Origin of the sequence: Desulfoluna spongiiphila, assembly GCF_900101345.1 — a bacterium.
Taxonomy (GTDB): Bacteria; Desulfobacterota; Desulfobacteria; order Desulfobacterales; family Desulfolunaceae; genus Desulfoluna; species Desulfoluna spongiiphila.
The window spans coordinates 38,507-52,450 of sequence record NZ_FMUX01000021.1 but is presented as its reverse complement, the minus strand read 5'-3'; the positions used below and the strand labels follow the sequence as shown (position 1 = coordinate 52,450).

General features: G+C 60.9%; 16 protein-coding genes. 5 read left to right on the top strand and 11 right to left on the bottom strand.

Going from position 1 to position 13,944, the window contains the following annotated elements; all coding sequences use genetic code 11:
• Positions 1-46: 46 nt before the first annotated feature.
• From BLQ12_RS21875 to BLQ12_RS21860, 4 genes are all read right to left on the bottom strand, one after another.
• Positions 47-949: a TIGR01777 family oxidoreductase gene (locus BLQ12_RS21875; protein ID WP_092214133.1), complete on the bottom strand. Its 903-nt coding sequence runs from the start codon at positions 947-949 to the stop codon at positions 47-49.
• Between the two features lie 194 nt (positions 950-1,143).
• On the bottom strand, positions 1,144-1,338 hold the full coding sequence (locus BLQ12_RS21870; protein WP_092214131.1) for a ferredoxin: 195 nt from the start codon (positions 1,336-1,338) through the stop codon (positions 1,144-1,146).
• A gap of 194 nt (positions 1,339-1,532) precedes the next feature.
• Positions 1,533-1,733, bottom strand: a complete 201-nt coding sequence (locus tag BLQ12_RS21865; RefSeq protein WP_092214128.1) for a hypothetical protein — start codon at positions 1,731-1,733, stop codon at positions 1,533-1,535.
• Entirely contained in the window at positions 1,726-1,959 is a 234-nt protein-coding gene (locus BLQ12_RS21860) for a hypothetical protein (protein WP_092214125.1), read from the bottom strand. The genes BLQ12_RS21865 and BLQ12_RS21860 overlap by 8 nt, the downstream gene beginning before the upstream one ends.
• A 566-nt stretch (positions 1,960-2,525) precedes the next feature.
• On the opposite strand from BLQ12_RS21860, the gene BLQ12_RS21855 reads away from it, so the two are divergent.
• The gene (locus tag BLQ12_RS21855; RefSeq protein ID WP_175469999.1) at positions 2,526-3,971 is read left to right on the top strand and encodes an aspartate aminotransferase family protein; all 1,446 of its coding nucleotides are present in this window, start codon (positions 2,526-2,528) and stop codon (positions 3,969-3,971) included.
• 3 nt (positions 3,972-3,974) lie between these two features.
• Positions 3,975-5,216 carry a class-III pyridoxal-phosphate-dependent aminotransferase gene (locus tag BLQ12_RS21850; RefSeq protein ID WP_092214120.1) on the top strand — a complete coding sequence of 414 codons (1,242 nt, stop codon included), beginning with the start codon at positions 3,975-3,977 and terminating at the stop codon, positions 5,214-5,216.
• Positions 5,217-5,223: 7 nt separating this feature from the next.
• Here the strand turns inward: BLQ12_RS21850 and lgt are convergent, their stop codons facing one another.
• From lgt to radA, 5 genes are all read right to left on the bottom strand, one after another.
• Positions 5,224-6,015 carry a prolipoprotein diacylglyceryl transferase gene (gene lgt / locus BLQ12_RS21845; RefSeq protein ID WP_092214254.1) on the bottom strand — a complete coding sequence of 264 codons (792 nt, stop codon included), beginning with the start codon at positions 6,013-6,015 and terminating at the stop codon, positions 5,224-5,226.
• A gap of 290 nt (positions 6,016-6,305) precedes the next feature.
• The gene (locus BLQ12_RS21840; protein ID WP_092214118.1) at positions 6,306-6,635 is read right to left on the bottom strand and encodes a YebG family protein; all 330 of its coding nucleotides are present in this window, start codon (positions 6,633-6,635) and stop codon (positions 6,306-6,308) included.
• A 241-nt stretch (positions 6,636-6,876) separates the two neighbouring features.
• On the bottom strand, positions 6,877-7,611 hold the full coding sequence (locus BLQ12_RS21835; RefSeq protein WP_092214116.1) for a YebC/PmpR family DNA-binding transcriptional regulator: 735 nt from the start codon (positions 7,609-7,611) through the stop codon (positions 6,877-6,879).
• 129 nt (positions 7,612-7,740) lie between these two features.
• Positions 7,741-8,367, bottom strand: coding sequence for an RlmE family RNA methyltransferase (locus tag BLQ12_RS21830; protein WP_092214113.1), 627 nt, complete (start codon positions 8,365-8,367; stop codon positions 7,741-7,743).
• A 270-nt stretch (positions 8,368-8,637) separates the two neighbouring features.
• Entirely contained in the window at positions 8,638-10,008 is a 1,371-nt protein-coding gene (radA, locus tag BLQ12_RS21825; protein WP_092214111.1) for a DNA repair protein RadA, read from the bottom strand.
• A 76-nt stretch (positions 10,009-10,084) separates the two neighbouring features.
• On the opposite strand from radA, the gene BLQ12_RS21820 reads away from it, so the two are divergent.
• The 3 genes from BLQ12_RS21820 to BLQ12_RS21810 are packed head-to-tail and all read left to right on the top strand — an operon-like array spanning position 10,085 to position 12,022.
• Positions 10,085-10,903, top strand: coding sequence for a histidinol-phosphatase (locus BLQ12_RS21820; protein WP_092214109.1), 819 nt, complete (start codon positions 10,085-10,087; stop codon positions 10,901-10,903).
• Entirely contained in the window at positions 10,900-11,775 is an 876-nt protein-coding gene (locus BLQ12_RS21815; RefSeq protein WP_092214106.1) for a lytic murein transglycosylase, read from the top strand. Before BLQ12_RS21820 ends, BLQ12_RS21815 begins: the two co-directional genes overlap by 4 nt.
• 28 nt (positions 11,776-11,803) lie before the next feature.
• Entirely contained in the window at positions 11,804-12,022 is a 219-nt protein-coding gene (locus tag BLQ12_RS21810) for a PLDc N-terminal domain-containing protein (protein ID WP_092214103.1), read from the top strand.
• Between the two features lie 239 nt (positions 12,023-12,261).
• Here the strand turns inward: BLQ12_RS21810 and BLQ12_RS21805 are convergent, their stop codons facing one another.
• The gene (locus tag BLQ12_RS21805) at positions 12,262-13,530 is read right to left on the bottom strand and encodes a radical SAM protein (protein ID WP_092214101.1); all 1,269 of its coding nucleotides are present in this window, start codon (positions 13,528-13,530) and stop codon (positions 12,262-12,264) included.
• A gap of 154 nt (positions 13,531-13,684) precedes the next feature.
• Complete coding sequence (locus tag BLQ12_RS21800; RefSeq protein ID WP_092214098.1) at positions 13,685-13,933, bottom strand: FmdB family zinc ribbon protein; 249 nt, start codon at positions 13,931-13,933, stop codon at positions 13,685-13,687.
• Positions 13,934-13,944 lie beyond the last annotated feature (11 nt).

Sequence of the window (13,944 nt, the reverse complement as noted above, 5' to 3'; positions counted from 1 at the left end):
AAATCGATGCTGTGGGAAATATCCGGGCTGAGACAACGTCCCCGGGTTATCCCTCCAGGATGTTTTTAAGGGCTCCTTCGAGGGAGGGGTAGGCAAAGGCAAAGCCCCACGAAGAGAGCTTTTCCGGGACCACGCGCTGGCTGGCGATGATCTCGTCCCCCAGCTCGCCCATGGCCATACGGAGGGCAAACAGAGGAACGGAAAAGGGGGCGGGTCGCCCCAGGGCCCCTGCCAGGGCCTTGGAAAAATCCCTGTTCCTCACCACATAGGGGGCACAAAAGTTCACCGGGCCCTCGGCGCTGTCCCGAGCCATCAAAAACAGAAGGGCGGCCACCAAGTCGTCCATGTGGATCCATGGAAACCACTGGTCTCCGCCGGCAAGGGGACCTCCCAGGCCAAGTTTGTACGGGGTCAGCATGGCATCCAGAGCGCCCCCGCCCATGCCGAGAACACCTCCGAACCGCATGATCACCACACGTCCGCCCTTTTTCGACGCGGTCAGGGCCTCTGCTTCCCATCGGCGGCTCACCTCGGCGAGGAACCCCTCACCACCGGCAGCGTCCTCTGCCAGCAGCGTATCCCCTCGGTTTCCGTAGTACCCCACGGCCGAAGCGCTGAAAAGGTCTGTCTTTCCACCCGGTGTCATGGCGCTCACCACGTGTTCGGTGGTCAGCAGGCGACTGTTCACGATCTGCTCTTTTTTCTCTTTGTTCCAGCGGGTGAAGATGCTGCGTCCGGCAAGATTGATCACGGCGTCACTGCGTGACACCTCCTCCTGCCAGGGCCCTGCGGCGGTGGTGTCACAGGCCAGGGCGAGGAACCTCTCCCGTCCCTGATGCGGAGAGTTGCCGCTGCGTCCGGTCACCGTCACCTCGTGCCCTTCATCCAGCAGGCGCCCGGCCACGGCCGTCCCTACAAACCCGGTCCCCCCTGTGATCAGAACCTTCATGCATCGCCTCCCGTGGGTTTCGTTGTGGTTAAAGACTCCCCGAAAAACAATCCGTCAGCACGCCGACAACAGGTGGGTGCCGCCCCCGGGAAACACCCCCACCGTAAAACCGGTGACGGTGCTTCCGAGGCACGGGCCCCCTTTCCGACCACTGGCCGGAGGGGAGCACCATGGCATACGCCGCCGTGGCGGCATCAACCTTCCCAGGTAATGCAATCGGCGGGGCAGGCATCCATGGCTTCTTCGATCAGGCCCACATCCCCTCCCTCGGGCTGGGCCACCAGCGCCTTACCGGCGTCGTCGTCAAATTCAAATACATCCGGGGCAATTTCCACACAGGCCTCGCATCCCATGCACTCCTCTTCATCAATCACGACTCGCTTTCCCATTCTCTCCTCCTGGTTGATAGTAAACAGCTGCTGATTTTAGATACCGGGAACCCAGACGCAGCACATCCCCCGTAAAACGGCGGCATGCCTGCCCGGAAAAGGGGCGTGACCGGTTCCCGAATCCTTTCCGGGACGGCCGCACCCCGCCTGGACAGGCGGGCATCGTTCCGAGTCCCCTGCCGGTTGAGATGCACTCACGCCAGGGTAACAGCCCACCCTGTTCGATAGCGTTTGCTGCATCGGGGACAGATAAGAATAACCTCAGCACGGGGTGCCTTGAGGACAGAAAACGACACATGGAAGCCGTCTTCATACCCGCAGGCGGGACACCGCCTGAGCTCTTTCTCCACGTGGATAAATTCCGGGACATCGGCCCCGGTGGGGTCGTCACTCATCGATCGGTGCCGGGTTGCAGACATCTTTTTCGCTGACGGCACTTCTTCCGCAATCGCTGCAGAAGAACTTGAACTCCAGCACCTGGGGCTTGCAGACGTGTTTTTCATTGGCCACCTGCTTGCCGCAATGCTCACAGGCATAGATCTGGCCCACTTCCGTGGGATCACAGAGGTGGCCCTTCTCCATGGTCACCTTGCCGCAGGTTTTGCATTCATAGGATGTCATGATCGGCTCCTTTCCCTTGCTCTGACGAGTCAGGGTGTCTGAAACATGGTATCAGACGATGGCGCCTTTTGCCCCGGGAAAGACCCCCATGGGACGGGGAACGCGGGCATGGCACAGATCGTCATGGGTTGCCGCATACACACCGTTTGAAGAAAAAAAACACAGAGCCACGCCATCCTATGTCGATTGCGATCGGTAAGATCGGAAAAAGTAGAATCAACTCCGTGGGATAACGTGTTTTTAGACTGTTTAAATCTGCACGAATCCCATGGAGATGTCAACACCGGGTTCCCCGGTCCGACACCGGCGCGTCCCTTTTCGGGGACACGAAAAAAATACGCAGCTTCTCCATATTATTCCGTGGCTTACCGATGATTCCCTTGACTATCGCACCCGAACTAGCAAATAGTATTGTGATATACGGGAGATGTACCCGGTGGACGCACCGCAGGGCAAGCGGCGCACGAGCTGAAAAACCACCCCCCACCGCCCCATCGTCCCCCCTTGGCCTGTTTGCAACACCCCGACCCCTGACGTTTATCCACGGCGATTCAGCTGGAGGTGACATGCACAAACGTTTCAAGGAGGCCCCCGCACCGGGGCCCGGTACCCCGGAGGTCCCGCCCTTAGAGCCCGGCGAAAAGCGGGCCATCGTCAAGCGATTTTCAACGCATCTCAACAAAGGCCAGATACGCTACCTCAGGGCCGGCCACCTGGACATCCTGGAACGCAGGAGACGTGCCCTGGGCTTCACAGACCCCGAGACCGGCCGTGCCATGATCGACTGCTTCACATCGGCCGGCTGCTTCAACGTGGGACGCGGCAACCCCGCCATCCGAAACGCCCTTGTCGAGGCCCTATCGAGCTGCGACATGGGAAGCTGCCACCTCCTCTCCGAGGCAAAAATCCGCTTTGCCAGGCAGCTGGTGTCCCGGGCCCCCGAGGGGCTCACCCACCTCTTTTTTGCCGCCGGGGGCGGGGAAGCCGTGGACTGCGCCCTGAAACTGGCCTTAGGCGCCACCGGCCGACCCGGGATCATCTCCACCTGGAAAGCCTACCACGGCCACACCGGCCTTGCCCTCTCGGCCAACGGCAAAGCCCACTACCGAAAGCACTTCGAGCCCCTCATGCCGGGTGTACGCTTTGCCCCCTTCAATGACCTCGACGCCATACGAAAGATGGCCGGGCCGGACACGGCCGCCGTCATCATCGAACCCGTGCAGGGCGAAGCGGGCATTCATGTGGCGGATCAGGCGTATATTCAAGGGCTCAGGGAGCTGTGCGACGAGCTGGGGATCTTCCTGATATTCGATGAGGTCCAGACGGGCTTCGGCCGGACCGGGGCTCTTTTTGCCGCGGAACACTACGGGGTGTCCCCCGATATCCTGGCCACGGCCAAATCCATGGGCGGGGGTCTCTTTCCCAACGGGGCCGTGCTCTACGCCATGCGAAAGGAGGTGACACGTTTCCTGGACGCCTGGCCGGCCTTTCACCTCTCCTACAGCGGAGGCAGCGACATCGGCTGCCGGGTCTCCATGGCCGTCCTGGAGGAGATCGACCGGCTCGGCCTCTGTGACAACGCCAGGGAAAGGGGGGATCAGTTCAGGCAGGCCTTGGAGGAGATCCGGGCGGAGAACCCCGGAATCATCCGGGAGGTGCGGGGCATCGGCCTCATGGTGGGCATCGAGTACCTCCATGAGTTCATGGGCCCCATGATGTCCAACGCCCTGGCTGAAGGCGGGGTCTTTGCCGCATACTCCGGCAACGCCCCCCAGGTCATGCGGTTCATGCTGCCCCTCACCGTGAGCCAGGAAGAGATCGAGCAGGTGGTGGACGTGATTCGCCAGGCCATCCGCACCATGAAGGCCCTGCTTCCCGTGGCCCTTCCCGCCGCAAAAATCCCGGGGGTCCTGCCCCTTCTCAACAGCGAAAAAATCCAGACCGTCACCTTCAACTGGTTGAGGAGCCTGGAGTCTGTCGCCCACCTCATGACCCGGAGAGGAAGGAGGTAACCCATGCCCATGCCCACCCCCACCAACGACGCACTTCCCTTCAACCCCGGCACCCTGAAGAGAATGAAGCGCCTGGGCCATGCCTTCCTTGAGAGCCGCCCCTGCGGAAGCTGGATGGAGGATCAGGAGGGCAGGCGCTACCTGGACGCCGCCACGGCAGGAGGGATCTGCAACCTGGGCAGGCGCCCGGAGGCCACTGTTGAGGCCCTTAAAGAGGCCGCCTTTGCCACGGATCAGGGCAACTTTCCCCTGATCTCTTCTGAAAAGGCGGAACTGGCCGAAGCCCTGGCGGGGTTTGCCCCCGAGGGTCTCTCCTGCGTGATGTTCAGCGTGGTGCGCGGCGAATCCGTTGATTTCTCCTGCAAGCTCGCCCGGGGCGCCACCCGGCGTTCGGAGCTGATCTCCCTGTCCGGATCCTGGTTCGGCCACACCGGCTTTGCCATGAGCCTGTCCGACCGTCGGGACAAGCACCTCTACGGCAGCCTTCTCCCTGAAACCCGCACCATTGAATGGGGTGACACGATTCTGGCCCAGGAGGCCGTCACCGATAAAACGGCGGCCCTCATCCTGGAGCCCGTCCAGGCCGAAAACCAGGGACGTACCGCCAGCCGGGCCTACCTGTCAGCCCTTCGGCGCATCACCCGGGAAAAGGGGGCCCTTCTCATCTTCGACGAAACCCAGTCGGGCTTCGGCCGCTGCGGGGCGCGCTTTGCCTGTGAGGAGGCGGGGGTCCTTCCGGACATCCTCATCACCGGTGAAGCCCTGGGCGCAGGGATTTTTCCCATCTGCGCCACCCTCTTTACCCGCAAACTCCACCGCTTCCTCAACGCCCATCCCCTCATCCACCTCTCCACCTTCGGCGGCTCGGACGTGGGGTGCCGGGTGGCCCTTGCCGCCCTTTCGGAATACGAGCGCGTTGCGCCCTGGGAAAACGCACGGGCCATGGGGGATCATCTCAAAAAAAGGCTGACTCTCCTGAAAGCGGATTTCCCGGACCTGCTCACCGGTGTGGACGGCATGGGCCTGCTGTTGTCCCTGGGCTTTCCCTCCCAGAGAAAAGCCGGGGCCTTCTGCCGGATGGCGGCAGGTCACGGCCTTTTCGTGGTCCCGGGGGCCGTGGCCTGCGAAAGCGTAACCCTGCGCCCGTCCCTTCTGCTCACCGAAGAGGAGGGGGATTATCTGCTGGATGCTGTGGAAAAATCTCTGAGGGAATTGAAGGAGGCCTCCTCACCGGAGGCCCCTTAGAGAACGCTTACGCTGAAGGGTTGGATGCGCCCAGCCTGCAGATGCCGGACACCAGGAGATAAAGGCCCGCAAGGACCATGGGAAGGCTCAGTACCTGGCCCATGGTGAGGGGAAACCCCGCAGCCCAGGGAGCCTGGCGGTTTTTTACGTTTTCAAGAAAGATCCGGCTCGAAAAAATCACCACGAGAAACACACCGGACAGGATGCCCCTGCCCCGGCTTGCACCGGTCCTGTCACACCCGTAGAGGATGCCGCAGGCCACAAGGCAGACAAGGGACTCGTAGAGCTGCACCGGGTGCCTCGGCAGCGAATCCACCCGGGCAAACACCACGGCCCAGGGCACATCCGTGGGGTGCCCCACAATCTCCGAGTTGAAAAAATTTCCCAGCCGAACAAGCGCCCCGCCAAAGGCCGCCGGGACGGTGAGGATATCCAGCAGCCCGAAGAAAGGCGCGCCTTCCCGTCGGGTAAAGAGCCACAGGGACAAAAGGAACCCCAGAAGCCCCCCGTGGCTTGCCAGCCCCCCTTTCCAGACCATGAGGATCTCCAGGGGATGGGCGGCAAAGTATCCCGGTTCATAAAAAAAGCAGTGGGCAAGGCGTGCCCCGAAAAGGGTTCCCACCATCAGGAAAAGCAGCAGCGCGTCGGTATTGACGGCGATCCCGGCCCGTCTGGTTCTGCGCTCCGTGTAAAAAAAGCCCGTAAGAAAGGCACCGGCAAACAAAAGGCCGTACCACCTCACCGTCAAAGGCCCCAGCGAGAAAAGCTCGGGGCGTATGTTCCACACCGGATGCGTCATGTATCTCCCTTCCCTTAAAAACAAAAAGGCCGGCTCCAGACAATGCAAGGAAGACCGGCCTTTTTCGGTAAAGGCCAAAGGCAGGTCCTTTACGGAAAACGCGTTGTTGCGACATAACGGGTCAGGTCAAAAACGCCTCCGGCGGCCCTGCCGGGGGCTAAACTTTTGAAAAGTTTAACAAACAGGTTTTAAAACCATATATTACGTTTTTGCCGACACATTCGTGGGCAGCTTTCAAGGTGGCACACCTTGCCGCCGGAGGCTGCTTTTTGGCGAACTGAGTGGCTGCGTTACGCCTTTTTTTTCGTCGCCCGGGGCGTTTTGGCAGATGCCGCCTTTTTCGCAGGCTTTTCCGGTGCCTCGACCGCGGGCTCCTCCGCCTTGGGGCGGGGGGAGGCTCCCTTGAGGATGGCCGATACCTGATCCCGGTTTTCAGCGAGGTACATGGAGAGGCCCTCCAGGGTCTCGTCTGAGAGTTCCAGGCCCGATGCCCCGATGAATCCGTTCAGATTCTCGGCGATATCGAGCATCTTGTCGTAGGCATCCGCCTCTTTTTTGGTGGTAAACGTCATCTTTTCGACCCCATCGCGAACCACAACATATTTTACGATGACTGCCATCTGTCTCCTCCGGGGGACATGGAAAGGGTGGTAGGGTTCATCGGTGGGACGCTTTGTTGCCAGGGCGGCAGCCCCGTGCGTCCCTGCGATATCCCTGCATCCGGGTCCCCAGCGTCTCGTCGGTTCGGGTCATGGAGGCGGGCAGGTCTGCCCGCCGTCCCTTTCCCGTCGTCGGCTCGTGAGCCTGAAAGGATCCCACGGCACATGCCAGAGGCCGTGCCATGTGGCCTTTCCCAGCCCCTTATGCCAGGTCGTCGGGAATGTCTGCGTTGGTGTGAACGTTCTGGACGTCGTCGCAATCGTCCAGCATGTCCATCATGCGGACCATCTTCTCGGCTTCCTTGCCTTCCAGGTCGCACATGTTCTGGGGAATCATGGTTACTTCGGACATGACCGTGGCGATGGAGGCGCCGTCGATGGCTTCCTTCACCTCGTTGAAGTCTTCGGGGGCGGTGATCACCTCGAAGCTCTCCCCTTCGTCCTTGACGTCCTCGGCGCCCGCTTCAATGGCGGTTTCCATGAGGGCCTCTTCGTCCACAGCGTCCTTGGACACCACGATGAGCCCCTTTTTGTCGAACATCCAGGAGACACAGCCGTTGGCACCGATGTTGCCTCCGCACTTGGTGAAGATGTGGCGGATCTCGGCGATGGCGCGGTTCTTGTTGTCGGTGAGGGACTCCACGATGACGGCAGCGCCGCCGGGGCCGTAGCCTTCGTAGACGATGTCCTCGTAGTTCACCCCTTCAAGTTCACCGGTGCCGCGCTTGATGGCACGTTCCAAGGTGTCCTTGGGCATGTTTTCAGCACGTGCCGCGGCAATGGCCGAACGCAGACGCGGGTTGGCGGAAGGGTCGCCTCCGCCCATACGAGCCGCCACGGTCACTTCCTTGATGAGCTTGGTAAAAATCTTGCCGCGCTTGGCGTCTTCACGGCCCTTCTTGTGCTTAATGTTGGCCCATTTACTATGTCCAGCCATAAATCCTCCTATTGTTCATGCCTACTGCCAGGCCATCGTCACTCGCGTGCCTGAGCCGCCTTACAGGCGGTATGCATTCAAAAATTTTTCTTTATCGCTCTATGTCAAAAGGGCATGCAGACGCCCTGTTCACTCTTTCATGCCGAGCCCGACGACGTAAATCTCTTTGCTCTGCTTGCGGCAGCTCTCGGGCTTGAAGATCTTCACCTGCCTGAAGCGCTCTTTGACGTGACTCACGTAGGCATCAAAGTCGCCCCCCTGGAAGATCTTGCAGACAAAATGTCCCCCGGGGTGAAGCCGCTCGGTGGCCACGGTCAGGGCCATCTCGCACAACTCCAGGGAACGCGCCGCGTCCACGTCCTTCATCCCGGTGGTGGCCGGAGCCATGTCGCTGATCACCACGGTAAACCCCGGGGAGAAAGCATCTTCCAGCTCCGGGGTCAGCGCCAGGATATCCCCCACAAGGGCTTCGGCGTGGGAAGGGAGTTTGATGGTCACCGGCTTCAAGTCGATGCCTACCACGCGCCCGCCGCCCCCCGCCAGCTCTGCGGCGTAGAGGAGCCAGGAACCCGGCGAGCATCCGAGATCCAGCACCTTAGCACCTTTTTTTATCAGAGTAAACTTGCGTTGTATTTCCTGAAGTTTATAGACACTTCGCGCCGGGTACTTCTCGTCCCTGGCCTTGCGGGTGTAATGATCTTCCCACTGTCCCTTCTTCTTGGGAGGCCTTGAAATTTTTGCTTTTTTTACTGCCATGGGGTCCTGCTTTCATTCATGTTCGTGGAGTGTAACTGTTCAGTTGCCTCCGGCGGGTCGCTTTTTGAAAAAAGCTCCGCAAAAACGTTCCTGTGACCTCCCCTTTTGTTGCTCAACCCCCACGGGGGCTGAGCAACAAAAGGGGAGACGAAGACAAGCGGCTGCCAAGCACGCTCAAACAAGCCAAATTCATAACCAAAACCTGTTCATCAAACTTTTTAAAAGTTTGGCCTCCGGAGGCAAAAACAAGCGGAGAGGGTTACCCTGCGTTTAGAATAATATCTCCATGGCCTGGGCCACGTGGCGGACACCGCTCACCTTGAGGCCGTCGATCTTTTTCAGGCGCTTGGCCCCGGACTCGGGCACGATGAAATGGGTGAAGCCCATCTTCCGGATCTCGGCGGCGCGCCCCTCAAGCTGGCTGATGCCCCGCACCTCGCCGGTGAGCCCCACCTCCCCCAACACAACGGCCCCTTCGGGCAGGGGGCGGTCCAGAAAGCTGGAGGCCGCGGCAGCCAGGATGGCCAAATCCACGGCAGGCTCGGTGATGCGCACCCCGCCTGCCACGTTCATAAAAATATCGAGACCGGCCAGGTTCATGCCGATCTTCTTTTCCATCACCGCCACCAACAAGGCCACGCGGTTGCTGTCCAGGCCCAGGACGGTCCGCCTGGGGGTGCCCAGGCCGGAACGGCTCACCAGCCCCTGGATCTCCACGAGGATGGGCCGGGTTCCCTCCATGCTGGCCGTCACCACCGAACCCGGAGCACTCTCCGGGCGCTCGGCAAGGAAGAGGGCCGAGGGGTTGGGCACCTGGGCCAGGCCCCCGCCCCGCATCTCGAACACGCCGATCTCGTTGGTGGAGCCGAAGCGGTTCTTCACGGCCCTGAGGACCCGGAAGATGTGGTTGGTGTCCCCTTCAAAGTAGAGGACCGTGTCCACCATGTGCTCCATGACCCGGGGGCCTGCAATGGCCCCGTCCTTGGTCACGTGGCCCACGAGGAAGATGGGAATCCCGCTTTTTTTGGCCGCCACCATGAGCTTCATGGTGGTCTCCCGCACCTGGCCCACGCTGCCCGGGGCCGAGGCGAGCTCGGCGTTGTACATGGTCTGGACCGAGTCGATGACCACCGCCGCCGGTTTCTGGGTCTCCAACAGAGAGAGGATAGCGTCCACATGGATCTCGGTGACCACCAGAAGGGAACCGGAAGAGACGCCCAGGCGCTGGCTCCGCAGATGGATCTGGCCCTTGGACTCCTCCCCGGAGACATATAGGACCCGGCGGCCGTTCTGTGCCAGCCCGTCCAGGGCCTGGAGCATCAGGGTGGACTTGCCGATGCCGGGATCACCTCCGATGAGGACAAGGGAACCCGCCACAATGCCGCCCCCCAGCACCCGGTCGAACTCAGGGATACCCGAGGGCATGCGGGGCTCTTCCAGGGTCTCAATGGCAAGGATGCTTTCGGGCTCCGGGGCCGCCACCCGTGTGGCTGACGGCGCGGCCTGGAACCGATCCCCTTCGGTCACCACCTCTTCCACAAGGGTGTCCCATCCTCCGCACTCCGGGCAGCGCCCCATCCACTTGGGCGTCTGATACCCGCACGACTGGCAGCTGTAGAGGCTTTTTCTTCTCTTTTTCACGGTGTCAATTCATCCCGGCTTCTGGTAAGATGGCTGGCCTGTGAAGGCCGTGGAATAATTATAGTTGGTAAAGGCAATGATTGACTACCACATCCATACATTGTTGTGCAACCACGCCGTCGGCGGGATCCGAAGCTACGTGGAGTCAGCCGTCCGGGCCGGTTTGAGCGAGATCTGCTTTCTCGAACATTTCACCCTGGATCACGCCAGCACCGCACACGCCATGGCCCCTGAAGAGGTGCCCTTCTACGTCTATGCCGTCCAGGAAATGAAGCGGGCCTACAGGGACCGCATCACCATCCGCACCGGCCTGGAAGTGGACTTCTGCCCCGAAGCCGTCCCGGCCCTGACAGAAATTATCCATCGCTTTGAATTCGACCTCATCGGCTGCTCCGTCCATTTTGTGGACGGCATCAACATCGCCAGCCGCCGCCACGCAGCCGCCATCCCCGACAAAGACTTCGACGCCGTGTGCAGGCGCTATGTGCAGCGGATCCGCGAGATGGTGGAGATCCCCTTCTTCGACGTGGTCTGCCACCTGGACGTCATCAAGAAAAGCGGCCGCGCCCTGCCCGCCGATGTGGAAACAGGGCTCATGGAGGTCATCGACCGCATGGCCGAACAGGACCTCGCCCTGGAGGTGAACACCGGGGGCCTGGCCCATCCGGTAAAGGCCTGTTACCCGTCCGAGGCCCTCATTGCCCATGCCGTCAAGCGAGGCCTGGCCCTCACCACGGGATCCGATGCCCACAAAGCCCACGCCGTGGGCGCCGGCATCGCCACCACTTCAGCCACCCTGCAGAAGCTGGGCGCCACCCACCTGGCCCGATTCAACCGCCGACGACGTACCCTCGTTCCCATCGTCCCTCAGCCAACCCCACAGGAGTCCCAATGACCCACCGCCTGTTCGTTACGTTTTTCCTGGCCCTGATGCTCTTCGGGCTGCTGCCGTCCTCCGGTTATGCCGTCACCAAGAGCCCCGACCCGTTTAAATCTGTACGAGCACGCCTGGTCAAAGACGGATTCCCCGAAGAGAAGGTGGACATCTATTTTCAGGAAGGGCTGCGCCTCTTTGCCGTCAAAGGGGTCTCCGGCTACTTCATGCACAACGAGAGCAAGCTCAACTACGGGCGGTTCCTCACCAAGAGCTCCCTTGCCACGGGCCGGGCCTACCTGAAACGCCACAAAGCCTCCCTGGATGCCGCCGAAGCAGCTTACGGGGTGGACAAAGAGATCATCACCGCCGTCCTCATGGTGGAGACAGCCCTGGGCAATTACATCGGCAACCGACGGGTCTTCGAGATCCTGGCCACCCTGGCCTCCCTCTCCGACGACCACGCCAAGGCCCACCTCTGGAAAAATGTGCCCAAAAAGAGGCGCATCAGCCGAAAACGCTTTGAGAAAAAGACAAAGGACAAGGCCCAGTGGGCCTACCGCGAGCTGAAAGCCCTTTTGACCTACAGCGATCAGGTGGGCAAAGACCCCAGACACTTTATCGGCTCCTATGCAGGGGCCATGGGCATCCCCCAGTTCATGCCGAGCCGCATCCTCCAGTTGGGGGTGGACGGAAACAACGACGGCGTCGTCGATCTCTACACCCATGAAGACGCCATCGCCAGCGTGGCCAACTACCTGCGCCACTTCGGCTGGAAACCCGGCATCAAACGTGAAAAAGCCATCAAGGTGCTCATGCGCTACAATCACAGCATCTACTATGCAAACACGCTCCACGACATCATGGACGCATTAAAAAAACCAACCCCATAAACATCACCGCCCAAGGAATGTACACCCCATGAACGGACTGACCAGCTCCACCCTCGGCACCTGGATCGTCATCGGCTTTGTCTTCTTCGCCCTCACCATGCTCGCCTTTGTGGATGTGGCCAGAAAAGATTTCGGCACCACCGGCAAAAAGGCCCTCTGGGCCGTCGTCGCCCTCATCCCCTTTGTGGGATGGTTCATCTACCTTGTCCTCGGGATGAGAAGGGGCTCCGTGACCAAAACGGAGTAACAAAAAAACCTGCCTCCGGCGGCGAGGTGAGCCACCTCGAAAGCTTATTGCCATTGCGCTTTGCCCTTCGTTCCTCAGGGCAAAGCGCAATGGCCTCCGGCTCGGGCGAAGCCCGTCAGCGAATGTGATCGGCCTGAGGAACGAAGGCCGGGAGCATTCGTGAACCTGGGGTCCAGGGGATTTATCCCCTGGTGGCCGCCGGAGGCTGCTTTTCCACCGACATTAGCCATAAAAGGCCGCTATAAACGTTGAAGCAGATAGAGGAACACTGAGCCCCGACCCATGCGTTTCAGGGCGATGAGTTCGTTGAGGGTCGTGCGCCGGTCTGCGTGGCCTTTCAGGGGGGAGAGGTAAAGGGGGGCGTCGAGGGCGTCCCGGGAGGCAACGAACCGTGCCAGGGACTCGTGGTGGGACTCGGGCAGCCCGGAGCCGGTGACCATATTAAGGGAGACCGACACCCCGCTGCATCTGCGGTTCACCTCATCGGCGCGGGCCACGGCCTCGGTCACCAGGGGCAAGGGAGTGGGCCTGCCTAAATAGCCCAGGGTGGGCTCATCCAGGGACTCCACCCCGGTGTTGATCTGTACGTGAAAGGGCAGGCGGTCAAGGGCCTGCCACTGGGCGTCGGACACCCCCACAAGGGCATCGGGGCTCCCGAAGAGAAAGAGGCCCGGGGCATCTGCCATCCTTCGTTTCCCCTCAAACAGGGGTATGCAGGCTTCGGCGGCCCGAATCACTTCCCCTGCCCCTGCGGCAAGGGCGTCATGCTCTCCCAAAAACACCCCGCCCATGTCGGCAAGGTCCCCTTTGAAAAAATCGGCCAGGAATTGGGCCCCGGCAACCACCTGTTCTCTGCCCTCCACGGCAAAGGTATCCCGGGATTTTACCCCGCAGAAACGGCAGTGGTAGAGGCAGCCCCGTGCCAGGCGCAGGGGCAGGATATCGTAATCCACATGGCGACAGTCCGGGGGCAGCACCGTAAGGGGCCCGTGGGTCAGCCCGTGGAAACGGGCCGCCAGGCCGTCAAGGACATCCCGACTGTTCTTCCGGGCCACGCGTCCCCAAAAGGCCGCCACTTCGGGCGGTGCCTTATCAGCCTCCTCACCTGCCCGGTCCGTCAACGCATCCAGGGCCTGAAGGGCGTCTTCCAGGGTCTCTTCCGGGTAGGCCTTTTCACCGATCACCCCGTTGCTGGGGTACGGAAACACCGGGATGTAATGCTCTCCGATGGCTGAAAACGCTCCGTTGTACCCCCCGGAGGAGTAGTAGACCCAGTCTCCGCCCGCCGTGCGCTTGAACCAGTCGGCGTGGTTGTGCCAGGTCCCCGGGCGTCCCTGGATAAAACGGATCACCCCTTCCGGGCTGAACTGGAACAGGTACGAGGGCGTTCGGATCTCGTGGTACAGCCCATACCTCACCGGCCAGCTCGCCTTGAGGTACCGCACCGCCCCCACAAGCCCCATCCGCACCGTGATCCCGTCCCGTGAATACACCTGCGAGCTCCCCATACCCAGCCTTTCCCTGTCCCCTGTTATGGCCTATGACCTGTTTTTCTATGACCTGTTTACCTGCTTTTTCCATCCCCCAAACCAAAACACCCCATGGCCGTTACCGGCATCATGGGGCGCTTCACATCTGTACTCAAAAACGGGAAAACCGGCGTTATTCCTGGCCTCCGAGGGTGTAGGTCGTACAGGAGCCGCTGGAACACTGCCGTTTCTGAACACCGGCCTGGTTGGCCGGGTTGCCGCCTGAGGCCGCGCCCATCTTGAAATTGCTGGTGCTGATCACCCGCTCAAAGCTCTGGGAACCGCACTTGGGGCACTTCAACTCTTCTTGGTCCTTGCTGCCCATAACGAGCAGTTCAAAGAACTCTTCACACTTGCTGCACTTAAATTCGTAAATGGGCATACATTCCCCGC

Coding starts and splice junctions, on each gene's coding strand:
- BLQ12_RS21805 (WP_092214101.1), bottom strand. CDS start 13,530: ATGGGGAGCTCGCAGGTGTATTCACGGGACGGGATCACGGTGCGGATG.
- BLQ12_RS21820 (WP_092214109.1), top strand. CDS start 10,085: ATGATTGACTACCACATCCATACATTGTTGTGCAACCACGCCGTCGGC.
- BLQ12_RS21875 (WP_092214133.1), bottom strand. CDS start 949: ATGAAGGTTCTGATCACAGGGGGGACCGGGTTTGTAGGGACGGCCGTG.
- BLQ12_RS21800 (WP_092214098.1), bottom strand. CDS start 13,933: ATGCCCATTTACGAATTTAAGTGCAGCAAGTGTGAAGAGTTCTTTGAA.
- BLQ12_RS21830 (WP_092214113.1), bottom strand. CDS start 8,367: ATGGCAGTAAAAAAAGCAAAAATTTCAAGGCCTCCCAAGAAGAAGGGA.
- BLQ12_RS21865 (WP_092214128.1), bottom strand. CDS start 1,733: ATGAGTGACGACCCCACCGGGGCCGATGTCCCGGAATTTATCCACGTG.
- lgt (WP_092214254.1), bottom strand. CDS start 6,015: ATGACGCATCCGGTGTGGAACATACGCCCCGAGCTTTTCTCGCTGGGG.
- BLQ12_RS21855 (WP_175469999.1), top strand. CDS start 2,526: ATGCACAAACGTTTCAAGGAGGCCCCCGCACCGGGGCCCGGTACCCCG.
- BLQ12_RS21810 (WP_092214103.1), top strand. CDS start 11,804: ATGAACGGACTGACCAGCTCCACCCTCGGCACCTGGATCGTCATCGGC.
- BLQ12_RS21835 (WP_092214116.1), bottom strand. CDS start 7,611: ATGGCTGGACATAGTAAATGGGCCAACATTAAGCACAAGAAGGGCCGT.
- BLQ12_RS21815 (WP_092214106.1), top strand. CDS start 10,900: ATGACCCACCGCCTGTTCGTTACGTTTTTCCTGGCCCTGATGCTCTTC.
- BLQ12_RS21850 (WP_092214120.1), top strand. CDS start 3,975: ATGCCCATGCCCACCCCCACCAACGACGCACTTCCCTTCAACCCCGGC.
- BLQ12_RS21860 (WP_092214125.1), bottom strand. CDS start 1,959: ATGACATCCTATGAATGCAAAACCTGCGGCAAGGTGACCATGGAGAAG.
- BLQ12_RS21840 (WP_092214118.1), bottom strand. CDS start 6,635: ATGGCAGTCATCGTAAAATATGTTGTGGTTCGCGATGGGGTCGAAAAG.
- BLQ12_RS21870 (WP_092214131.1), bottom strand. CDS start 1,338: ATGGGAAAGCGAGTCGTGATTGATGAAGAGGAGTGCATGGGATGCGAG.